At 40.5% G+C, this 24,415-nt stretch carries 15 protein-coding genes; 9 read left to right on the top strand and 6 right to left on the bottom strand.

Features of this window, described 5'->3' with window-relative positions; genetic code table 11:
* Positions 1–20: 20 nt before the first annotated feature.
* From NPE20_RS02975 to htpG, 3 genes are all read right to left on the bottom strand, one after another.
* Entirely contained in the window at positions 21–287 is a 267-nt protein-coding gene (locus tag NPE20_RS02975; RefSeq protein WP_256537111.1) for a hypothetical protein, read from the bottom strand.
* Between the two features lie 11 nt (positions 288–298).
* Positions 299–808 (bottom strand): DUF4251 domain-containing protein, encoded by a 510-nt coding sequence (locus NPE20_RS02970; protein WP_256537110.1) that lies wholly within the window; start codon positions 806–808, stop codon positions 299–301.
* Between the two features lie 295 nt (positions 809–1,103).
* Positions 1,104–2,987 carry a molecular chaperone HtpG gene (gene htpG / locus NPE20_RS02965; RefSeq protein ID WP_256537109.1) on the bottom strand — a complete coding sequence of 628 codons (1,884 nt, stop codon included), beginning with the start codon at positions 2,985–2,987 and terminating at the stop codon, positions 1,104–1,106.
* Between the two features lie 181 nt (positions 2,988–3,168).
* On the opposite strand from htpG, the gene NPE20_RS02960 reads away from it, so the two are divergent.
* Complete coding sequence (locus tag NPE20_RS02960; protein WP_256537108.1) at positions 3,169–3,906, top strand: abortive infection system antitoxin AbiGi family protein; 738 nt, start codon at positions 3,169–3,171, stop codon at positions 3,904–3,906.
* 64 nt (positions 3,907–3,970) lie between these two features.
* On the opposite strand, the gene NPE20_RS02955 is transcribed toward NPE20_RS02960, so the two are convergent.
* From NPE20_RS02955 to NPE20_RS02945, 3 genes are all read right to left on the bottom strand, one after another.
* The gene (locus NPE20_RS02955) at positions 3,971–4,474 is read right to left on the bottom strand and encodes an NADPH-dependent FMN reductase (protein ID WP_256538665.1); all 504 of its coding nucleotides are present in this window, start codon (positions 4,472–4,474) and stop codon (positions 3,971–3,973) included.
* A 104-nt stretch (positions 4,475–4,578) separates the two neighbouring features.
* Complete coding sequence (locus NPE20_RS02950; RefSeq protein ID WP_256537107.1) at positions 4,579–5,934, bottom strand: sensor histidine kinase; 1,356 nt, start codon at positions 5,932–5,934, stop codon at positions 4,579–4,581.
* Positions 5,924–7,279 carry a sigma-54-dependent transcriptional regulator gene (locus NPE20_RS02945; RefSeq protein WP_256537106.1) on the bottom strand — a complete coding sequence of 452 codons (1,356 nt, stop codon included), beginning with the start codon at positions 7,277–7,279 and terminating at the stop codon, positions 5,924–5,926. The genes NPE20_RS02950 and NPE20_RS02945 overlap by 11 nt, the downstream gene beginning before the upstream one ends.
* Before the next feature lie 301 nt (positions 7,280–7,580).
* Here NPE20_RS02945 and NPE20_RS02940 point away from each other — a divergent pair, with 301 nt between their 5' ends.
* The 8 genes from NPE20_RS02940 to NPE20_RS02905 all read left to right on the top strand — a co-directional run bounded on the left by NPE20_RS02940 (position 7,581) and on the right by NPE20_RS02905 (position 24,394).
* Positions 7,581–8,837, top strand: a complete 1,257-nt coding sequence (locus NPE20_RS02940; protein WP_256537105.1) for an efflux RND transporter periplasmic adaptor subunit — start codon at positions 7,581–7,583, stop codon at positions 8,835–8,837.
* 139 nt (positions 8,838–8,976) lie between these two features.
* Complete coding sequence (locus NPE20_RS02935; RefSeq protein WP_256537104.1) at positions 8,977–9,654, top strand: ABC transporter ATP-binding protein; 678 nt, start codon at positions 8,977–8,979, stop codon at positions 9,652–9,654.
* A 236-nt stretch (positions 9,655–9,890) separates the two neighbouring features.
* A complete protein-coding gene (locus NPE20_RS02930) occupies positions 9,891–12,269 on the top strand; it encodes an ABC transporter permease (RefSeq protein ID WP_256537103.1) in 2,379 nt (792 codons plus the stop codon).
* Between the two features lie 22 nt (positions 12,270–12,291).
* The gene (locus NPE20_RS02925) at positions 12,292–14,727 is read left to right on the top strand and encodes an ABC transporter permease (protein WP_256537102.1); all 2,436 of its coding nucleotides are present in this window, start codon (positions 12,292–12,294) and stop codon (positions 14,725–14,727) included.
* A 70-nt stretch (positions 14,728–14,797) separates the two neighbouring features.
* Positions 14,798–17,155 carry an ABC transporter permease gene (locus NPE20_RS02920; RefSeq protein WP_256537101.1) on the top strand — a complete coding sequence of 786 codons (2,358 nt, stop codon included), beginning with the start codon at positions 14,798–14,800 and terminating at the stop codon, positions 17,153–17,155.
* Between the two features lie 70 nt (positions 17,156–17,225).
* Positions 17,226–19,604 (top strand): ABC transporter permease, encoded by a 2,379-nt coding sequence (locus NPE20_RS02915; protein ID WP_256537100.1) that lies wholly within the window; start codon positions 17,226–17,228, stop codon positions 19,602–19,604.
* Between the two features lie 24 nt (positions 19,605–19,628).
* A complete protein-coding gene (locus NPE20_RS02910; RefSeq protein ID WP_256537099.1) occupies positions 19,629–22,019 on the top strand; it encodes an ABC transporter permease in 2,391 nt (796 codons plus the stop codon).
* A gap of 20 nt (positions 22,020–22,039) precedes the next feature.
* On the top strand, positions 22,040–24,394 hold the full coding sequence (locus NPE20_RS02905; protein ID WP_256537098.1) for an ABC transporter permease: 2,355 nt from the start codon (positions 22,040–22,042) through the stop codon (positions 24,392–24,394).
* The last annotated feature ends 21 nt before the right edge of the window (positions 24,395–24,415 follow it).

The following is a 24,415-nucleotide window of genomic DNA, read 5'->3' as shown; positions in this document are numbered from 1 at the left end:
GGATAAGAATTTGTACAAGTTTATCTCAAATAAGCTTGTACAAATTCATCATTAGTTATTGCGCTAACCAAAGCGTTTATTACCGATTTTTCGGGGGACTTATGATCCAGTTCGGTTGAATAATCTTCCAGTTTATCTAAATAAGCTACAGCTTCTTCCTCATCTTCAAATAGTAATACTAATTCACCACTTACCTCTGTTTCCGTTCCGTTGGGTGGAGTGAGGAGGGTGTGCTGCTCAAAAACTTTAGCCGATATTGTTGTTGATGGAATAGCTATCCGTAACATAAACTTTAAATTTATTTCTTTTGTTTTTCTTTAATATTACCGGTAAAACGCATCCGCTCGCGGTTAGTGCTCAACACCGATAGATCGGCACTACCGTTAGGCGAAATGGTTAATGCCATCTGGCTGGCGTTCTTTACATCTTTTGGTTTTATCACTACATAGAACATGCCATTCTTTTTTTCTTCGGATGTATAAGTGAAATTAGTTGATGTGAATTTAATTCCGTTGTCATCACTATTAGTATATCCGGCACCCGAATAAGCAACCCCCATAAATGGCAGAAATGATGCAACAGTGTCTTTAGCAACACGCAGATCATAACCCGCTGTTAAATAACGTTGGATGCCATATGATGGATAGGCATAGTTTGCTTCAAAAGTAAAATCTTTTGATTCTATCATCTTTTTAATAGCGGCAGCTTTTGCTGCTTTTTTCTCACTTTTTTTAGTTTGCGCTGTAGCGGGAGCTATGGCAGCAAATGCGATGAATAAAGCGAAAAATATTTTAATTAAAGCTTTCATTTTTAATGGTTTAATGTATAATAACGTAATACCCGTGTTAGACTTTATGCTTAGCAATAAGTTTAATTGAAAAGAAGATTATTGCAGTATATTGTAATACAATTAGCAGCCTTCGCTGTTTTACTTAAATAAGGGCAAGCTGTTGAATAATAAGATTGTTTGTGAGCATAATTCATGATTGTTTTTTTATTTAAGATGCATTTACAAGCGAGTTTCCATAAAGCACTCAAAAATATTTTACATAAAAAAAGCCACCCGTTTTAATGGATGGCTTTGTATGATCTAAATGTACTTTTTATATCAGGCTAACACTGCGGTTAACAAACTCGGTTAGCTCGGCACCGGTTAATAACCCTTGTGATAGCAGGGCCAGGTCAAACGCTTGTTTGGCAAGTTGTGCCTGTACAGTTTCGTCTTCGCCTTCTAAGATCTTGCCTATCAATTTGTGGTTGCCATTTACAATTACCTTGTAGTTATCGGGCATGTTACCGTAAAAACCCATACCGCCGCCCATGGCAGCCATATCTTTCATACGGCGCATAAACTCGTCCATCGTAACCGTAACAGGTAGCTCATCGGGATTAAGGCTTTCCAACTGCACTTTGTAAGCAGGTTTGTTAATGGCCTTATCAAAGATCTCTTTAATTTTTGTTGATTGCTCTTCGGTTAAAACATGCTCAGGTGCATCATCTTTCTTGATCAGCTTATCAGCAACATCAGCATCAACACGTTTTAAAGATGTTTTTTCCAGCTTTTGTTCTAACTGACTGATGAAATGATTATCGATAGGAGAGTTCATCACCAACACATCGTAACCTTTTTTACCTGCCGATTGGATAAATGAATCCTGTTTCTGCGGGTCGTTGGTATAAATGTATATCAGCTGGCCATCTTTATCTGTCTGTACAGCTTCAACCTTGTCTTTATATTCATTCAGCGTAAAGTTTTCTTTAGCGGTGTTGGTTACCAAAACAAAATCTTTAGCCTTATCATAGAACTTATCTTCGCTCACCATGCCGTATTTTACAAACAGGCCAATGTCGTTCCATTTCTCTTCAAAGCCTTTACGGTCGTTTTTAAACAGTTCGGCAAGCTTATCTGCTACTTTCTTGGTGATATAACTGTTTATCTTTTTAACGTTGCTATCGGCCTGTAAAAAGCTACGTGATACGTTCAACGGGATATCCGGCGAATCGATAACACCATGCAGCAACATTAAAAATTCAGGAACAATATCTTTAACCTCTTCGGTAATAAATACCTGGCGGGAGAATAATTTTATTTTGTTCTTCTGAATCTCAAAATCGTTCTTCAGTTTAGGGAAATACAATACACCGGTAAGGTTAAACGGATAATCAACATTAAGGTGGATCCAGAATAGCGGGTCTTCAGAGTATGGGTATAGTTCTTTGTAGAATTTCAGGTAATCCTCATCTTTAAGCTCGTTTGGCGCTTTTGTCCAGATAGGATTAGTATCGTTGATGATATTATCAACCTCGATAGATTTGTATTTTGGTTTGCCTTCTTCATCAACACCGTCTTCTTCCTCTTGAGTGGTAGTGCCAAATTTGATAGGTACGGGTAAGAATTTGCAGTATTTATCCAATATTTCCTGTAAACGGTGCTGGCTCAAAAACTCTTCCGATTCTGCATTAATGTGCAGGGTAATTTCGGTGCCGCGTTCTTCCAGGCTGCCTTCGCTTATTTCAAACTCGGTGCTGCCATCGCAAACCCAATGAGCAGGAGTAGCGCCATCCTGGTAGGATAGGGTTTCAATTTCAACTTTATCGGCCACCATAAACGCAGAGTAAAAGCCTAAACCAAAGCGACCGATGATCTCGTTGGCGTCTTTAGCTTCTTTAAATTTCTCCACAAACTCGGTAGCACCCGAAAATGCGATCTGGTTAATGTATTTTTTTATTTCTTCGGCCGTCATACCCAAACCATTATCAGATATGGTGATGGTCTTTTTGTCTGCATCAAAGGCAACTTCAACACGCAGGTCGCCCAGGTCGCCGTTGTACTGGCCTAATGAAGCCAGACGTTTTATTTTTTGTGTAGCATCAACCGCATTTGATACCAGCTCGCGCAGAAATATCTCGGTATCAGAGTATAAGAACTTCTTAATTATGGGAAAAATGTTTTCGGTGTGTATCGAAATTGTTCCTTTTTCTTGCATAGTATTATGTGTTTAGAAAATTTGAATGATTTACGGATACACCCAATCAATGCCCGTTCCAAAGCTTGCGGTTTGCCAAATTGGCAGAGGAGGGAAGGATTATAAATTAAATAATTCTATTCATTGACAAATAAGTAAAGCGACCGAAATTTATTATTATTGTAATACCTAATCGTATATCATGTCCTTAAGTTCAAATTCACTTATTCATTTAACGAATACCAAACAAGCTTTAAAAGGGATACTAACCGAAAATTTTAAGATTAAATATTGTGTTGAAAATGTATTAACACAAACGGGAAAGTTATCTTATGCTGTTCCCATGGTAAGTTTCTGTGATATCCCCATGTCAGAAATTAAAGAACATATAGAAAAATATGGTTCTTATGGCATCGGATTAACACGGGAGTGGGGACAAGCAAATAGTTTAAATCCAGTATTTTATGTTGATAAAAACTCATCTATTGGAAAAGCATATTATGAAACCTTTGATGAAATTTTTCTTGGTCCTAAAAGAAAGGTTTCAGAATTAACAGATATAGAAAGCAAACACTTAGATGTAATGCGATATATGAAGAATTATGAAGCGGATTTAAATAGAAACGGAAAAATTGAACACAATTATAGATATGCAGATGAAAAGGAATGGAGATATGTCCCCAATAAAAATGAAGCTCCTATGGTCTATCGGAACGAAATTTATGTATCAAATAAGGCAAAATTTAATAACAAATTGAATGAATTAAGATTATACTTTGAGCCGAAGGATATTAAATACATCATTATCCAGCATGATCATGAAATAACTGAGTTTATAAATATGCTAAGAGATTCAAAAGGTACAAAGTATTCTTATAACGATGTTGAACGCTTAATGACTCGTATAATAACAGTTGAACAAATAAAGAGTGATTTTTAATTAAGCAGCGGGATTATTTTGAGCGACACCTACTAGTAATAATAATCATTAATTTGAAAGACCTTTATGTATTATAAGTTCGCTTTAGGTTAATTGCAACCTGCTTCAAACCAGTTTTAACGTCTTCATCCGTCACATTCCCATCTGCATTTATTTTAGAACGGATGAAATTTATAAGCAAAGTATCTGTAATATTTGCAGATAACGCACCTAATATTAATTGTAACGAAGCATGAGCATTTTCTCCGCCTAAAGATGCTGTGATCAATACCACAGGTTTATCAACCAAAGTACTGCTGCTTACCAGCCAGTCTAAAGCGTTCTTAAGCTGACCGGGTACCCCAAAAGCATATTCAGGCGTGCAAATAATTATGGCGTCTGCAGCAGTAATGGCGTTTCTTAAAGTTATGACAGGTTCGGGGGGCGTATCATTATCTAATCCCGGGTCAAAAGGTGGGATGGAGCTAAGTGCATCATAGATATGATAATTTACATCCGAAGGAAGTAAACTACCAATGTGTTTTAAGATATTATGGTTTGATGAGCCTGCACGCAAGCTACCAGAGATGGCGAAAATGTTAGCCCCCCCCGACCCCCTGAAGGGGGAGTAGAATTATCTGATTTGTTGTTTTCCATACCATAAAATATAGTTCCCTTTAGGGGTTGGGGGGCTCAATTATTAGCAAACTGCAATATAAACGCCGAGCCTTTGCCCTCTGTAGATTGTGCCTGAATATTTCCTTTATGCAGCAGCATTATCTGTTTACACAAGCTAAGGCCAATACCGCTACCTGTTTTGCGGGTGCTAAAAAACGGAATAAAGATCTTATCCAATAATTCAGGTGGCATCCCAAGGCCATTGTCCATTACTTTTACCAGCGTACGGTTATTGCTTTGTATTTCGGCAGATAGGGTAATACGTGGTTCATCCCGGTCTTTAACCGCTTCAATGGCATTTACCAGCAGGTTTATCATTACCTGGTCTAAAAGGTTTATATCCGCTTCTATGGCCAATGCAGGATCGCGCAGAATGATCTCCAGTTCGATGTTCTTTTTCTCCAGCGTCGGTCGCATCAGGCTGGCGAGGTTCTCGAACATATTGCGCACCAGTATCTTGTCCAGGTCAAGTTTGGTTATTTTGTTAAGGCTGCGATAGCTTTCGGTAAATTTAAGTAAGCCCTCGCTGCGGCGTTTAATTGTATCAATACCCAGGGATATATCTTCCAGGTCGGCGCTTTGTATGCTGTTGGCTATTTCGGGGCTTTGCAGACGGTTTTTCATGGTATCAGCCAAAGAAGAGATTGGGGCAACCGAGTTCATTATCTCGTGCGTCATTACATTTAACAACTTCGACCATGCCTTTGATTCCGTTTCATCCAAAGCCTCACTCACGTTTTGGAAAGCGATTAGCTTATACATCTTTTCATCGCTGCGCATAATACTTGCGGTAACCAGCATTTTTACCTGCTGCTGGTCGCGGGTAATGCTTAACACTTTAGAATCGCCCGGCTTAAGCCTTACCACGTCCTTATACAGGGCTGGTTCGCGTTTTTCAAGCGAGTGTATGGTTTTTAAATAGGGTATACTTATCAGCGATTTAAAAGCTTCGTTTATCCAGCTTATTTCACCGGTTTCCTGCTCGTAGCTTAAAATGCCCGTATCAACCAGTTCCAATATTTTTTGCAAATAATGATATTGTGTTTCGCGTTCGCGACTGATCAGTTTAAACGTGGTATTAATATCGTTAAATCCTTTACGTAAAGGCTTTAATTCATTTGGGGCCTTGCGCACATCAAAATGACGGGAAAAATCGCGGTAATGAATAGATTCTACAAACTGGTTTACCTCGTCCTGCGCTTTTTTGTTGAAGCGTATCAGGTCAAGTACCGAGTAGATTACCAAAGGCACGGTTATAACGGTGTAGAAGAATTTCCCATCGTTTACCAGCAAAATAGCTGTAGCCGCTACGGCAACAAATAAAAAAAGTACACGCAGCACCAGCCGCCATTCGTAACGGTTAAATATCATATTTACTTAATCTGCGGTATAGGGCGGTACGCGTTAAACCTAATTCTTTAGCGGCACGGGTAATGTTGCCGTTATGTTTTTCAATCACACGTAGTATCGCGTTCTTTTCCAGGGTGCTTAGTTGAATGTTATCCTCATCTATCATGCTCTCTCCGGGCGTTTCCAGTATCGAGAAGATCAGATCATCGGCCCTTAGTATGTGTTCATCAGCCATGATCACAGCACGCTCAATGGTATACTGTAGTTCGCGTACATTACCCGGATAATTATAGGAGCGCAACTTTTGTAAAGATGCAGGTTCAAACTCCATTGTTGGTTTAAGATATTTGCTACTGTATAGCTTAGCGAAGTGCTTAGCCAATATCACAATATCCTCGGCACGCTTACGCAATGGCGGCATATTTATTTCAACCGTGTTTATGCGGTATATTAAATCCTTACGAAACTTATTCTCGTTAGCCAACTCCGTAAGCGGCACATTGGTAGCGCATATCAAACGGATGTTTACATCAACTGCTTTGTTGGTACCTAAGCGCGTTACCTGTCGGTTTTGCAATACGGTTAACAATTTTGCCTGTTGCTGTAAGCTGATATTACCAATCTCATCAAGGAACAGGGTGCCACCTTCGGCTTCTTCAAAGCGACCCATACGATCTTCGCGGGCATCAGTATAAGCGCCTTTTTTATGACCGAACAATTCACTTTCAAATAACGAATCGGTTAACGCGCCAACGTCTACTTTTATAAAAGGTTTATCGGCACGTAACGAGCGTTCATGAATAGCTTTCGCCATTAAATCTTTACCTGTGCCATTTTCGCCTAATATTAAAATATTAGCATCGGTAGGGGCTATCTTATTTACTTTATGAAATATATCCTCCATCACCTCAGAATCGCCCAGGATAGATGTACCGGTATCGCCTTTGGCAGATGCCTTTGTAGGTTTACCGCCGCCTTCTTTTTTATCAAGCAGGTCTTTTATAGTATCTATCAGCTTTTCGTTATGCCATGGTTTCACCACAAAATCATTGGCACCTTCTTTTAACGACCGTACCGCCAGGTCAATATCCCCATATGCGGTAATCATTATCACACAAACGTCGGGTTTCCATTCTTTTATTTTACGCAGCCAGTATATACCCTCGTTGCCGGTGTTAATGGCGCTGTTAAAGTTCATATCCAGCAAAACCAAATCAACCTGGTTGCGCTGTAAAAGCCAATTCAGGTTTTCGGGGTTCTTCTCGGTAATGATCTCCTGTGTTTCTGTTTTTAGCAATAACTTAACAGCCGTAAGTACATCGGGGTCGTCATCAACAATTAAAACGGTTGCTTTTTTAAGTATCATTTATGGGGTAGTTAATTCGAGGTTATATATAGATAGTAAAGTAAAACATTTTACGCTGCAAATTAATAACTGAATGTTAAATATCGTACCATTTATAGCATAATACCTATTATATTGAAAATCAACTGTGATATGCGGCTATAAAAAACCAGGCTCTTTTAGCAGTGTATCATAACCGAACACATGCTGTAACAGAAGCGTACGGTGCAATATTAGGTTTTACGTATAAGGCGTTGAAATACAGTAATTTAATTTGTGGCATGTGTTTTTGTATTCAATTACAAAATATTAATAAAATACAGTGGACAGAGTAATAGCAAAAAAGAAATGGAGCACTAAGCGCCTGATGACCATAGCCGGTATTGCAGGTGTTGTAGTTTTAGTTGCCGGCAGTATATTTTTTACATCGGGCAAGAGTAAATTAAATGTTGATACAGAGCGTATAACCATAAGCGAAGTTAAAAAAGGCGCCTTCCAGGAGTTTATTCCGGTTAATGGCGTGGTAATGCCGCTGAATACCATATTCCTGGATGCTGTAGAAGGCGGGCAGGTTGAAGAGAAATACGTAGAGGATGGCGCAATGCTTAAAAAAGGCGACCCTATTTTAAAACTAAGCAACGTAGACGAAGAACTAAGCCTTGCCTCGCAGGAGTCGGCAGTTTTTGGCGAGCAAACACAAATGCAGATAGCGCATAACAATGCGCAGCAAAATACGGTAAGTAAACTTAACCAAATGGCCGATGTTGACAATGCATTTAAAGAAGCCGAGCGTGTTTACCTGCTTGATAAAAAGCTTTATGAACAAAAAGCCATTGGTTTGCAGGAGTATCAGGCAGCAAAAAACGCTTACGATTACCAGTTGCGCCGTAAACGTTTAACTACACAGATCTTAAAACAAGATACCGCTCTTACTATACAGCAAGAACAACAAGCAAAAGAACACTACGCACAAATGAAAGCAGCGCTAACGCTGATGCGTAAAAAGGTAGCCAGCTTAACTTTAAGGGCCCCAATAGATGGTCAGTTAACATCGCTGGATGCAGAAGTTGGGCAAAACAAAAATAAAGGCGAGCACTTAGGCCAGTTGGATGCACAGAACGGCTTTAAGGTACAGGTTGAGATTGAAGAGCACTACTTGTCAAGAATTTACAACGGTTTAGTGGGCGATTTTACCTTTGCCGATAAAAGCTATAAGCTGGTTATTAAAAAGGTTTATACATCGGTAGGCAAAACAGGTCGTTTCCTGGTAGATATGCAGTTTGTTGGCGCAGTGCCTAAGGGCATCCGTAAAGGGCAAACCTTACAAATACGTTTAGCATTGAGCGACGAAACAACCGCGCTGCTATTACCTAAAGGTGGTTTCTACCAGCAAACAGGTGGCAACTGGATCTTTAAAGTAAGCGATGACGGTAAAACAGCATATAAAACAGACATACAGATAGGCCGGTACAATACGGATAATTATGAATTGCTGAAAGGCTTAAAACCTGGTGATAAAGTAATTACATCGAGCTATGAGAACTATGGCGATATACAGGAGCTTGTACTAAAGAAGTAGCAAAGGCGTGTAACCTTCTTTAAAATGATGCGTCTTTAATAAGAAGTAATAATGTAAAAAGAGAAATTAATTATATAAAAATATAAATCACAATTAACAAAAGGCTTCCGCGCGAGAGCGCGGAAGCTGGGGAGGCCAAATGATAAAAATTACAAATCTTGAGAAATTCTACCGCACCGAAGAGGTAGAAACCATTGCATTGAACAAGCTTACAATGGAAGTTAACACCGGCGAATTTGTGGCCATTATGGGGCCATCTGGTTGCGGTAAATCAACCTTGCTGAACATTTTGGGTATGCTGGACGATCCGGACGAAGGTAGCTATGTATTCAACGGGATTGAGGTAGCTCATTTTAACGAGCGCAAACGTGCCGACCTGCGTAAGCATAACATCGGTTTCGTATTTCAGAGCTTTAACCTTATCGATGAGTTAACCGTATTCGAAAATGTTGAGCTTCCATTGATCTACACAGGTGTAACCGCTGCAGAGCGTGTTAAAAGGGTGGAAGAGGTGTTAGACAAAATGCAGATCATGCACCGTCGTAACCACTACCCTCAACAGTTATCTGGTGGTCAGCAACAACGTGTGGCTATTGCCCGTGCTGTTGTTAACAAACCAAAGCTGATACTTGCGGATGAGCCTACCGGTAACCTGGATAGCAGCAACGGTAACGATGTAATGGAACTACTTACAGATTTGAACGAACAAGGGACTACCATTATAATGGTTACCCACTCTGAACATGATGCCCGTTACAGCCACCGTATCATCCGTTTATTGGATGGACAAACTGTGATGGAAAACATCATGGTATAATACCTTTTTAGTTTAATATAATATAGTTAAGTGTGCCTCCTGCTTTCCTCTCCGCCCTTCATCTGGCGGAGGGGCTGGCTTGAGAATTGCCTTATTATGGGATTGTCATGTTTAAAAATTGCTACGGAACAGGCCTCCTCAAAGTAGCAAAAGAACTTTTTACTCATTATAATTCTGTATTAAGCTACCCGGTTAAGAGTTTTAGAAACGAGTAAATAATTAAAATCACCGGTATCATGTTTAAAAACTTCGTAAAAACCGCCTTCAGGAGCCTTACCAAAAATAAGGCATATAGCTTTTTAAATATTTTTGGTTTATCAATAGGTATAGCTTGTGCCTCTCTTATTTTTTTATGGGTTGAAAATGAGGTTAACTACGATTCTGCCCACTTAAAGAAAGACCGAATTTACCTTGCGCGCGAAAACCAGAAGTATGATACCTATGTGTTTACTCATTCATCAACACCGGGCGTTATGGGGCCGGCCATACAAGCCGAACTACCTGGCGTAGCTAATACCTGCCGTACAAATGAAGGCACACAGTCTTTGTTGTTTGCTACCGGTGATAAGCCAATTTTTGCCTACGGTAAATATGTAGAATCTTCGTTTTTCAGCATCTTCACCCTGCCATTTTTGGAGGGGAACCCAGCCACTGCATTCACACAACTACACTCGCTGGTTATTACTCAAAAAGCAGCTAAAAAATTCTTCGGGAACGATAAAAACATTATCGGCAAAAGTATACGGGTCGATAATAAACAAGATTACATTGTAACAGGTGTTATAAAAGATATTCCAGCCAACTCTACCATTCAATTTGAGTGGCTTATGCCTTTTCAAATATATTGGGATAAAAGCCCGTGGTTAAAAAGCTGGGGCAATAACTCATTAAGTACTTATATAGAACTAAAGCCCGGCGTTGATCCAAAAACGGTAAACAAACAGTTATACGGTTTCATACAAAAGCATGAGCCTACTTCTTTATTAAGCCATGTGTTTTTATTTAACATGAATGACTGGCACCTGTATGACGATTTTAAAGATGGTTTTAGAACAGGTGGCGGCCAGATAGAATATGTACGCCTGTTTACTGTTATCGCCTGGATCATTTTATTCATCGCCTGTATCAATTTCATGAACCTGGCCACTGCCCGCAGCGAAAAACGTGCCCGTGAAGTTGGTGTGCGTAAAGTTTTGGGCGCAAACAAAAAATCCCTGGCATTGCAATTTATAGGCGAAGCACTATTTATGTCATTTGTTGCCGGGTGTTTTGCAGTCGTATTTATTATGCTTGTTCTGCCCGCATTTAACCTGCTGGTGCAAAAGCAACTTACCCCCGGTTTTGATAACCCTTATCATATTATTGGTTTATTATTTATTACGGTGATCTGTGGTTTAGTTGCCGGCAGTTACCCATCGTTATACCTTTCCTCATTTAACCCGGTATCTGTATTAAAAGGGATAAAACTAAAAGATACCGGAGCAGCATATATCCGTAAAGGGCTTGTTGTAATGCAGTTTACCGCGTCGGTGATCTTAATCATCAGCACTATTATAGTTTATCAGCAAATACAGCATGTAAAAAGCAGGCAGTTAGGTTTTAATAAAGATAAACTGGTAGAGATCCCCTTGCAGGGAGATATGGCAAAGAATTTTAACTCTATTAAACAAGATTTGGTGAACACCGGCTATATCCAAAACGTAGCTCTGTCAGATCATGCTATTATTTATGGCGGTAATAACACATCCGGACTTACCTGGGATAGTAAGCCCCCTGGTTCACAAGTATTAATATCGCAAAGATATGTTACCCCGGAGTTTGTGGAAACATCCGGACTAAAACTATTAGAAGGCAGAAACCTGACGGTAACCGATACCAATGCTAAACCTTTAAATATGCTTATAACCCAAAGTATGGCAAACTTAATGGGCAAAGGGAGCGCTTTGGGCAAAAGAGTTCATGGCGAGGGTGATACAGCATCGGCCGTTGTAGTAGGTGTAGTGAACGATTATGTATATGGCAATATGTATGGCAAGCCAGATCCGGTGATGTTTTTTAGTACGGCCCCTAAAAATACAGAGTTGATGTATGTGCGCATTAAATCGCAAAAAGAGATAGAGGCTTCATTAACAGCTGTACAGGATGTTTTGAAAAAAGATAACCCTGCTTACCCGTTCGATTACCGCTTTGTTGACGATCAGTTTAGCCAAATGTTCCAAAGCGAAATGCTGGTAAGTAAATTATCAAGGGTGTTTTCTGCGCTGGCCATTGTTATATCATGCCTCGGCTTATTTGGCCTGGCCGCTTACACAGCCGAACGAAGAATAAAGGAAATTGGTATCCGTAAAGTATTGGGCGCAAGTGTATCAGGGCTTGCAACTTTACTATCTAAAGATTTTTTACAATTAGTTATCGTATCCTGTGCAATAGCTTTCCCTGTAGCCTATTCTGTAATGCACAGCTGGCTTAAAGGGTATCAATATCGTATTGAAATACACTGGTGGGTATTTGCGGTGGCTGGTTTAACAGCTATACTAATAGCCATAATAACCATTAGTTTCCAGGCAATAAAAGCGGCGTTAAGTAACCCCATTAAAAGTTTACGGTCTGAGTGATTAATTTAAAATGTAACACATCATGTTTAAGAACTATATAAAAACAGCCGTCAGGAGTCTTTATAAAAATAAGGGCTTTACTGCTATAAATATATTAGGCTTGGCATTGGGCCTTGCCACTTGCCTGCTTATTGTTTTTTATGTGGTTGATGAACTAAGTTATGACCGTTACAATACCAAGGCAAATCGTATTTACCGTGTAAATGAAGACCTTAAACTTGGCGAGAACAATGTGCAATATGCTGTTGCTATGCCTCCGTTGGCTAAAACGCTAAAAGTAGAATATCCCTATATAGAGGACGCAACCAGGATTAAAAACGCCGGTACCACTCACGTTAAAAAAGGTAATATTAATATAGTTGAAAACAGGGTTGGTTTTGTTGATGCCTCTATATTCAACGTATTTACCCTGCCTATGATAAGTGGCGAGCCAAAAACCGCTCTGCTTGAGCCCAACACAGTTGTACTTACTGAAAGCACCGCCAAAAAGTATTTTAACACGACCGATGCCGTTGGCAAAACCATCGTTTTTAACGAAAAGGAAAACTTTAAAGTAACCGGCGTTATAAAAGACGTTCCGAAACAGTCACACTTTAACTTTGATTTTTTTGTGTCATTAGAATCCTTCCCTGATAGCCGTTCAAACGAATGGTTAAGAAGCGATTATAATACCTACGTATTATTAAAGGATGCTAAAGATCATACAAAACTGGAAGCCAGCTTTCCGGCATTTTTACAAAAGTTTAGTGGCTCGCAAATGCAGTCAGAGTTAGGTATGAGCATTTCCCAGTTTGAAAAAAGCGGCAGCCATTTCAGGCTGAACCTTACCGCATTAACAGATATCCATCTAAAATCAAACCGTTCGGGCGAACTTGGCCCAAACAGCACTACACAGTATGTTTACATATTTTCGGCAATTGCCCTGTTTATATTGTTGATTGCCTGCGTAAATTTCATGAACCTGAGCACAGCCCGTTCATCAAACCGTGCACGTGAGGTCGGTGTTCGCAAGGTATTGGGTTCATCACGTAAATATTTAATACTTCAGTTTTTGGCCGAGTCTATACTGGTAACTTTTGTGGCTACAGTTATAGCAATGATCGCGGCAGCAGCTGTGTTACCTTTGTTTAATCAGTTATCAGGTAAAGAGATAGTACTCACAGTTGAGTCGCTTAAGTGGTTGGTTCCATCATTATTATTTATCATATTGGTGATAGGTTCGCTTGCAGGTTCATATCCGGCTTTTTTCCTGTCGGCATTTCAGCCTATAGATGTTTTAAAAGGTAAACTTTCGGCAGGTTTTAAAGGTGGTGACTTACGCAGCTTTTTAGTTGTGTTCCAGTTTTTTGTATCCATACTGCTTATTATTGGCACATTGGTTATTTATAACCAGCTAAACTACATCCAAACCAAAAACCTGGGTTATAACCGCAACCAGGTGCTTGTTGTACAAAATTCCTCTGAACTAAAAGATCAGGCTAAAGTATTTAAACAGGAATTAGCGGAGCTACCGGGTGTTAAAAGTGCTACCATGACCGGCTTTTTACCCACTAACGGATGGAGAAACACCCGTATTTACTTTAAAGACGCCAGCTTTGATCAAAAAAAATCACTGTTCCCGCAGAGCTGGGAGGTTGATGCCGATTACATACCTACCATGGATATGAAAATGGCTGCAGGCCGCAACTTCTCTAAAGAAATGATGACCGATTCATCAGCGGTTATTTTAAATGAAGCGGCTGCTAAATTCCTGGGATTTTCAGATCCTATAAATAAAACCATCTATCAATCGTCAGGTGGTGACCGTAAAGGGAGCGCCCCCAATGTTAAAGAATGCCATATAATTGGTGTGGTTAAAAATTTTCACTTCAATTCGCTTCGCGAAAAAATAGAGCCTGTTGTAATGACACTGGGTCAAAACTCAGGCGCTTTGGGTATCCGGGTGAGCACTACAAATATCACGGCATTAATGGGTCAGATAAAGGATAAATGGAACAGCTTATCGCCGGGTGTACAGATCAATTACTCGTTTATGGATCAGGATTTTGATGCGTCATACCGTACCGAGCAACGTATCGGGACGATCTTTGTAATATTCACATCGCTCGCAATCATCATTGCTTGCCTTGGCTTATTTGGCCTGGCTGCTTACGCTGCCGAACAACGCACCAAAGAAATAGGCATCCGGAAAGTTTTAGGTGCCGATGTATCTGTTATTGTTGGCATGCTGTCAAAAGATTTTATAAAGCTGGTGTGCATCGCTATCGTACTTGCTTCGCCAATTGCATGGTATGGCATGAACAAATGGCTGCAGGATTTTGCCTACCGTATAACGATACAATGGTGGGTAATTGCCGTGGCCGGTGCTGGGGCATTAGTAATAGCATTTGTTACCATCAGTTTTCAGTCTGTTAAGGCAGCGCTGGCAAACCCGGTAGATAGCTTAAAAAATGAGTAATAGATTCAGGATATAAGAATCAGGAAATAAGATAAATTAACAGAATTAGTAACCAATAAAACGGTGACAGATGTTTAAGAACTATTTAAAAATAACCTGGCGTAACCTATTAAAAAACAAGAGTTTCACCAGCATAAATATTGCCGGGTTGGCAGTGGGTATGGCCAGTGCCGCACTTATATTATTTTGGGTGCAAAACGAGGTGAGCTATGACCAGTTCCATCAAAATAAAGATAGGTTATACCAAATGTATAACAGGTCGGTTTTTGATGGTAAACTTTGGTGCTGGGGTACTACGCCAAAGCCCATGATGAAAGCTTTGAAGCAAGATTATCCGCAGGTAGAACAAGCCGCGCGTGTAAAGTCCGCCAACTTTCTGTTTACCCTTGGTGATAAACACCTAAATATTGACGGATATTTTACCGACCCTGATTTCCTGACCATGTTTAGCTTCCCGCTGGTAAAGGGCAATCCAAAGGTTGCACTCAGCAGTATGAAAAATATCGTTATCACCGAAAAAACAGCTAAGAAATTGTTTGGTAACGAGGATGCCATGGGTAAAACCGTTAAGATAGATAGCGTTGACTTTTTTACTGTGACCGGTGTAATGAAAGACCTACCGAATAACACAGATTTTGATTTTGAATACTTGATGCCCTGGTCATACTGGGAAAAAATAAATGGGAGTGAAGATAAAAACTGGGGCAATAACTCAGTACACACCTTTGCTGTATTAAAACCAGGCATTACCGAAGCATTTATAAATAGCCGGGTAAAAGATATCACCCGCAGCCATTCGGATATTAAAGATATTGATGTGTTTATGCATCCGGCAACTAAATGGAGGCTATATTCAAAATTCGAGAATGGCAAAATAGCAGGCGGTAGAATAGATACTATAAAGCTATTCAGCATTATAGCAGTCTTTATTTTGTTGATTGCCTGCATAAATTTCATGAACCTGAGCACCGCCCGCAGCGAAAAACGCGCCAAAGAAGTAGGGATCCGTAAAGTTGTAGGCGCATCAAAAAGCAGCCTGATCGGACAGTTTTTGGGCGAATCTATAATGATCGCATTAATTGCGGGCGTTGTGGCATTGATAATTATTGAGTTATCACTGCCTGCATTTAACAACCTTACTCAAAAACACCTGTTTGTGCCATTTAGCAGCCCTTCATTTTGGCTGATCGTAGTATCTTTTATCCTGTTCACAGGTATTGTGTCTGGCAGTTATCCGGCATTGTACCTGTCATCATTTGCGCCGGTAAAAGTTTTAAAAGGCACATTTAAAGCAGCCAACGCGACTTTTTCACCGCGCAAGATCCTGGTTGTTACGCAATTTACATTTGCTATTGTACTCATCATATCTACCATTATTGTGAGGCAGCAGCTGGAATATGCTCAGAACCGTGATACAGGTTATAAGAAGAACAACCTGGTTTATACTATAATGCAGGGGAATATAGAAAAGAATTATTCGCTTATCCGTAACGAATTAATAACAAGCGGGGCTGCCACAGCGGTGACCAAAACCAGTGCGCCTATGACTGAGGGATGGAGCGATACCTGGAATTTTACATGGGATGGTAAGAACGAAAAGGAAAAATTAGACTTCAATATATTTAATGTTGATGGCGATTTTACAAAAACCATGGGCCTTAAAATTGTAGACGGGCGGGATATTGATGTTAAAACTTATCCTTCAGATTCGGTTGCGGTGTTACTTAACCAGGCTGCGGTAAAGATAATGGGCTTTAAACAGCCTATAGGGCAAATTTTAAGGAATGGTGATGACAAGATGAAGGTAGTAGGTGTTGTAAAAGATTTTATTCTGCAATCGCCATACGAACCGGTGAAGGGTATGATCATACAAGGGCCAAAATCGTGGTTTAACGTTGTCCATTTTAAGCTTAACGAAAAAAACACTACAGCAGAAAACCTTAAACTGGCCGAAGCAGTATTCAAAAAATTTAATTCAGAATACCCGTTTGAATATCACTTTGTGGATGAAGAATATAGCAAAAAATTTGCAGATGAACAGCGTATTGGCGTACTGGCTTCATTATTTGCGGGCCTAACCATATTTATATCATGCCTGGGCTTGTTTGGCCTGGCAACATACATGGCTCAAAATCGCATAAAAGAAATAGGTGTGCGTAAAGTTTTAGGTGCAACAGTATTAGGAGTGACCACCATGCTGTCAAAAGATTTCCTGAAACTGGTAGGTATATCGTTTATTGTGGCAACGCCGATTGCTATCTATTTTATGCATGATTGGTTACAGCATTACTCATATCGGGTGGATATAAGCGTTTGGGTGTTTGCCATGGCCGCGTTTTTAACAACACTTATATCAATTATAACGGTGAGTTTCCAGGCTGTAAAAGCAGCGCTGGCAAATCCGGTGGATAGTTTGCGGAGTGAATAGGGGTTAATGGAAACCCCGTGGTGTTTAGCATTTAGGTTTTTAGAATTTCAATATTATGTTTAAAAATTATTTGAAAATTGCCTTTCGTAACCTGCAAAAGCAAAAGCTTTACAGCTTGATAAACATTACGGGACTTGCCGTTGGTTTGGCCGTGTGCATGATGATAATGCTGTATGTTACGCACGAAATGACCTACGATCGTTTCCATGCTAATGCTAAGCGTATATATAAGCTCCAGGCCAGTATTAATATTGGTGGCAACGTTATGAACATGAACTACATGAGCTACGCATCGGGCCCGCTGGTAAAACAAAGCCAGCCCGGTGTTGAGAGCTACATGCGCACTTTAGATTATTTTAAGCCGGTTATAGTAAGCAATCCGCTTACCCCCGAAACTAAATTTAAAGAGGAGAAATTGGTATTTGCCGACCCTGCCTTTTTTAACTTTTTCACTTTCAATTTAAAAGCAGGTACAGCAGGGGATGTGCTAAGCAAGCCGTTCTCGGTTGTGATATCGCAGGATATGGCCAAAAAGTATTTTGGTGATACTAATCCGGTAGGTAAAACCATCCGCCTAAAAACCGACAGCGCGTACACCTACCAGGTTACCGGCGTTGCCGAAAATGCACCGTCAAACTCCTCTATCAATTACAATTTTGTGGCGTCGGCAAGTAGTTTGCTGGCCATGAAAGAAGCGAAGAATTATACCGGCGAACAAAGCATATCCGGAGGATCATTTAATTTGTTTCTGCTGCTAAAAAATGCCGCTGATACAGCTAATACCCGCAAAAGCTTGCAGCATATGGCCGACAATAATAAAGGTGATTTTAAAACTCAATACCATCTGTCATCAATAACCAGCCTGCACTTAGCTAATAATTTTGGCGATTTCTCTAACCTAAAATATCTTAAAATATTCCCGCTGGTTGCTGTATTGATATTGCTGCTGGCACTGGTTAATTACATGAGTCTTACCACCGCCAGGGCAACCCTGCGCGCAAAAGAGGTGGGGGTACGCAAAGTATCAGGGGCCAGTCGAAAAGCAATAGCAGCGCAGTTCTATGTAGAATCGGGTTTGTTCACGCTGTTATCATTCACACTGGGGTATTTGCTGTGTTACGCGTTTAAGCCCTGGTTTTTAAACATTCTGCAATTAAAAATAGATAACTCCTTTTTATACAGTCCAATCGTATTAATGTTTTTGTTTGGATTGCTATTATTAACAGCCTTAATATCAGGTATTTATCCATCAATTGTTTTGTCATCATTTAAGCCGGTTATCACCCTAAAAGGTAAATTGAGCAGGCAATCGGGGGGCACAGTTGTACGTAAAGTATTTACTACGCTGCAATTTAGCATCGCGGTTGGTTTAATTATATGTGGTGTTGTTATAGACAGGCAGCTTTATTATTTAAGGCATGCCGATACAGGACTTAACCGCGAAAACGTGGTAATGATACCTGTTGGAAACAGCATTGGTAAAAACTACCCTGCACTTAATAAAGATGTGCAGGCATTGGCGGGGGTAAGCAGCGTGGCTACATCACATTATGCTATGTATGGTGGTTATGATATGTTCTTTATCGAGGGTAAAACCAAGCAGGAAAGTGTAGCGCTGGCATCGCTTTCGGTTGATAATAAGTTTATTTCTACGCTTGGTTTAGAGTGGAAATTCGCGCCGACGCCAAATGCACAACTGGCTACGCGCACTAAGATAGTTATAAACGAAACCGCAATCAAAGACCTGAAATTGCCCGCTAACCCCGTTGGTAGTATCATTGATGCTGGTAACCAAAAACTCGAAGTGGCGGGTGTTGTCAAAAACTTCAATTTCAGTTCGATGGAAAGCACTATTGGGCCGCTGGGTTTATTTATAGCTGCTGATACTACGCAGGCCTGGGGAACAATGGGCTGCAACCTGTTTGCGAGAATAAAGCCCCATACCAACATACCATCACTCATTGGCTCAATAGAAAACATTTATAAAAAATACGATCAGGAAACGCCTTTCAGCTATACGTTTATGGACGATGCCTTTGATAAGCAATACAAAGCAGAGGACAGGCTGGCGGCTATATTCAGTACGTTTACTTACATCACCATTTTACTGGCCACACTGGGCTTATTTGGCTTGGCAGCCTTCACAATTGAGCAGCGTACCAAAGAGATCGGCATCCGTAAAATATTGGGGGCAAGTATGGCTACCATTACCACCTTGTTATCAACAGACTTTTTAAAGCTGATACTGCTATCGGTAATTATAGCTTCGCCGGTTGCGTGGTATGCAATGCATAACTGGCTGCAAAACTTTGCTTATCGTATTAATATCCCATGGTGGGTGTTTGCGTTGGCAGGCTCAATGGCATTAATAACAGCAATAGTCACTATAAGTTATCACGCTGTAAAAGCTGCATTGGCAAACCCGGTGAATAGCTTACGGAGTGAATAAATACCATTTATAAAAATCAATATCATGATAAAAAACTATATAAAAACTGCCTGGCGTAACATATTACAAAATAAGTTTTACGCTACCATTAACGTGGCCGGGCTAACAGTTGGCCTTGTTGTAGGCTTATTTATGCTGCTTTGGGTGCAGGATGAGCTGAGCTATGATAAGTTTAATTCAAACGCCAAAAACATTTATAAAATAGGTATAGTTGGCGGTACAGGCATCAGTAAACAAATATTTAATAACATTATAGGGCCGGTTGCCACTTTCGCTAAAAACGAGATACCCGAGGTTAAAGATGCTGTACGTATTATAGCGCTTGGCGAGGCTCCGTTTAAATATAAAAACAAGATTTTTTACGAGCCCGATTTTGCCTTTGTAGATCCGTCATACTTTACGGTGTTTGATTTTAATTTGATTAAAGGCGACAAAAATAATCCATTTCCTGATAACAGCTCCCTTGTAATTACCGAAAGCACAGCCAAAAAGTATTTTGGCACCGAGGACCCAATAGGTAAAGTAGTTATTACTGGGCAGGACGAACAGAACAAAGTTACGGGAGTGATACCTGATTACCCTGCTAACTCAAGCCTCAAATACCATGTGTTAATGCCAATGTCGAGGTTTAATTACCTGGCCTACGTTAAAAGTAAGACCAGTTATGACAATAAAACCGTTGTCTCATCAATAGATGCCGACTGGTCGGCCTTTAGGTTTCAAACCTATTTGTTAATGAAAGGTGATAGGGTTGATGCAACCGCACTCGAAAAAAAATTGCAGGCTATCCATGAGCGCAATAAACCCGAGGATGCACCAGTACCATACCTGACTCAACCATTGCTTAAAATGCACCTTTATAAAGCCGATGGAACGGATGGAGGCATGTCAACCGTGAGCACCTTTGCCATTGTAGCTTTAATGATATTGGTAATCGCCTGTATCAACTATGTGAACTTGTCTACAGCTCGGTCTATGCTGCGTGCTAAAGAGGTAAGTATGCGTAAAATAATTGGCGCGGGCAAATTCCAGCTTTTTATGCAGTTTATGGTGGAGACCGCATTGCTGTTTATGATAGCTGCTGTATTTGCCTTTATATTAATGGTTGTCCTGCTGCCAAATTTCAATCAGTTTTCGGGTAAGCAGATCACTTTAGATCTGTCTAACTATAACATTTGGCTTTGTATTATACTAACCTTGTTGGGTACGCTTGCGGCTTCAAGTATTTATCCGGCATTGCTATTATCATCTTTTGAACCATTAAAAGCGCTGAAAGGCAAAATATCTGTAAGTATAGGTAATGTGGCATTCAGGAGGATCCTGGTTGTTTTGCAATTTTCCGCATCCATCATATTGATCATTGGTACGCTGGTTATTGGCAATCAGCTCAAATTTATCCGTAATAAAAACCTGGGTTACGATAAAGAGAACGTGTTCTCTTTCAATATGCGTAACGAAATGCAGAAACATTACGATGTAGTAAAAACCGAATTGCTTAAAAATCCGGCTGTGTTATCAGTAACCCGTGCCGGGTCTGATATTATACAAAGCGGTAGTTCTACAGGTGATAACGATTGGGATGGCAAACCTACAAATTCAAATATGTGGTTTACCCAAATCTATTCTGATAAGGACTTTATCCCGTTCTTTAAAGTGAAGATACTTGACGGCGCTAATTTTACAGGTGCAGTGGCCGATTCGGCGCACTTCCTGATCAACGAAACAGCCGTTAAAGAAATGGGGCTTACAAATCCGGTTGGTAAACGCCTGCGTATCCAAACTCGTAACGGCACTATCATTGGAGTGGTTAAAGATTTCCACTATACTACAATTCATAAAAAAATAGAACCCGTTGTTTTTCAATACCAGCCCGACTATTCCTGGCGTGTATATGTGAAAACCACCGGCCGCGACGCACAGAAAGCCATAGCCGCGGCATTGGCCTCGTGGAAACAATACAACAACGATGTGCCGTTCAACTACGCTTTTTTAGATGAAAGCTATAATAAGCTGTATACAACAGAACAAAAGCAGGGAGAGTTATTTAACCTGTTTGCAACCATTGCTATTGTAATATCCTGCCTTGGTTTGTTTGGGCTGGCTACTTATTCGGCACAGGTAAAAACAAGGGAGATAGGCATTCGCAAGGTGCTTGGCGCAAGTGTGGCCAAAATTATAAGTCTGCTGGCTACCGAGTTTATGGTACTTATTATTATAGCCATAGTAATAGCCATGCCTATTGCCTGGTTTGCTATGAATAGCTGGCTGCAGGATTATGCCTACAAAATAAATATAGGCTGGGTTGTATTCTTGTTTGCCGGTGGCGGGGCAACGTTAATTGCACTGGCAACTATCAGCATACAATCTATAAAAGCAGCGCTGGCTAATCCGGTAAAAAGTTTACGTTCCGAATAAAATGACTAATCACCAATATCATGATAAAGAACTATATAAAAATTGCATGGCGTAACCTTGTCAGGAACAAGGGATTCGCTATAACCAACATTTTGGGGCTTACTATTGGCATGATCTGCACCATCTTCATTTTTTTATGGGTGAAAGATGAGATAGCATTTGATAAGTTTCATAAAGATCACGACAATATCTACCAGGTAATGGCCACGCGCGATTTTAAGCCCACCATCTTCACAGATCCAAATATGGCGCTGCCGTTGGCTAAAGCCCTTGAAGGTGGTAATCCTCAAATTGTAAGAACAGTAGTTACCTCGCACCAGGAATCGCACCTGATTGAGTATAAAAATACCAAACTTAAGAAAGATCTTTACCAGGCGAGTGAGCAGTTCTTTAACATGTTTACCTGGAAAACAATTAAGGGTAACTCAAGCGAAGCGCTTAAAGACCCTAAGTCGATCATCATCACAGAATCTGCGGCTAAATCATTCTTCGGGAGTGATGACCCTATGTATAAAACCGTAAGGCTTGATAATCAGCTAAGTTATAAGATAGCAGCTGTTGTGGCTGATCCTCCGGGTAATTCTACCTTCAAATTTGATTTTATACAGCCGTTTGATTACACATCAGATTATGTGAAGAACCGCATGAAGGAATGGTACAATTCATCGCATAATGTATTCGTTGAAACCACACCCGGTGCAAATATGGCCGCTATAGATAAGTATATCGACAAGATAAAACACGACAATGCGCCCAAGGATAAAATAAGCACTTATTATACCTTCCCCATGAACAAATGGCATTTGTACAGTGAGTGGAAGGATGGTAAAAATGTGGGGGGAATGATAGAGTATGTGCGTATGTTTACCGTTATCGCTATCATCATATTGCTCATAGCTTGCGTAAATTTCATGAATTTGAGTACCGCCCGCTCAGAGAAACGTGCCAAAGAGGTAGGGATCCGTAAAACTTTAGGCTCTGATAAAAGGCAGCTAATTACCCAGTTCTTCTTTGAATCTATTATACTGGCGTTGATAGCGTTTGTACTTTCGGTAGGTTTTGTTTACCTGCTGATGTCATTCTTTAACACACTGGTTAGTAAGAACCTCCATCTGAGCATTTTTGAGCCGTACTTTATGATCGGTGCGCTCATCATCATTCTGTTCACCGGTTTGGTGGCGGGCAGTTATCCGGCCTTGTACCTGTCATCGTTTAATCCGGTTAAGGTACTTAAGGGCACATTCGCGGCGGGTAAAAGCGCTGTATTACCAAGGCGGATATTGGTTGTTGGGCAGTTTGTTATGTCTATACTGTTAATATCGGCTACGGTTATTGTTTACCAGCAAATACAGCATATCAAAGACCGCAGCATTGGATATAACCCTAACAACCTGGTAATGGTGCCATCGTCAAGCGATATAGATAAGAACTACGCGGCCATTAAGCAAGACCTGCTGAATACCGGGTTGGTAAGCGCGGTGACCCGTACCTCATCGCCTATCACACAAATTTGGTGGAAATCTGGCTCGCCTGATTATGCCGGTAAGACCGCAAATGGTGATATTATTTTTTCGGGACTAAATGCCGATGCCGACTTTACAAAAACGATGGGTATTAAAATATTGCAGGGCCGCGATTTTAATAAAACACCCGGCGATACATCAGTAATGCTGCTAAACAAAGCGGCTGTTGAAGCCATGAAGCTGAAGAACCCCATAGGTATGGAAATGCGCTACGGCAGGAAGTTTACCGTTGCCGGCGTTATAGATAACGTTGTAATGGCATCGCCATATGACCCGGTGGAACCACTTATGATCTATTACGATCCCAATAATTCCAGCATGATCAACGTGCGGTTTAAGGATGGCACTAACCCAAAAGCCGGCATTAAGGCAATGGAGCCTATTTTTAAACAATACAATCCGCAAAACCTGTTCGAGTACCAGTTTGTAGACCAGGAGTTTGGTAAAAAGTTTGTAACCGAAGAGTTGATAAGCCGCATCACCAACATATTTGCAGGCCTGGCCATATTCATTTGCTGTATAGGTTTAGCCGGATTGGCATCATTCACTATCGAAAAACGCTTCCGCGAAATTGGGGTGCGTAAGGTAATGGGCGCATCGGTACAACAACTGTTAATGCTGATATCAACCGAGTTTTTAAAGTTGGTGTTGGTAGCTTTTGTTATTGCGGTACCGTTAACCTGGTATTTGATGAGTAACTGGCTGCAAAAATACACCTATCATATTAATATCAGTATTTGGCTGTTTGCGTGTGTAGGGGTGTTGATATTGCTTTTAACCATGATAGTAGTAAGCCTTAACACCATGAAAGCCGCGATGGCTAACCCGGTTAAGAGCTTGCGTTCGGAATAAATCACTTTTTATTATTAGTCA

Source organism: Mucilaginibacter aquariorum, from assembly GCF_024498135.1.
Taxonomy (GTDB): domain Bacteria; phylum Bacteroidota; class Bacteroidia; order Sphingobacteriales; family Sphingobacteriaceae; genus Mucilaginibacter; species Mucilaginibacter aquariorum.
Note: the sequence above shows the minus strand (reverse complement) of the source record. Positions and strands in the feature narration are given on the sequence as shown.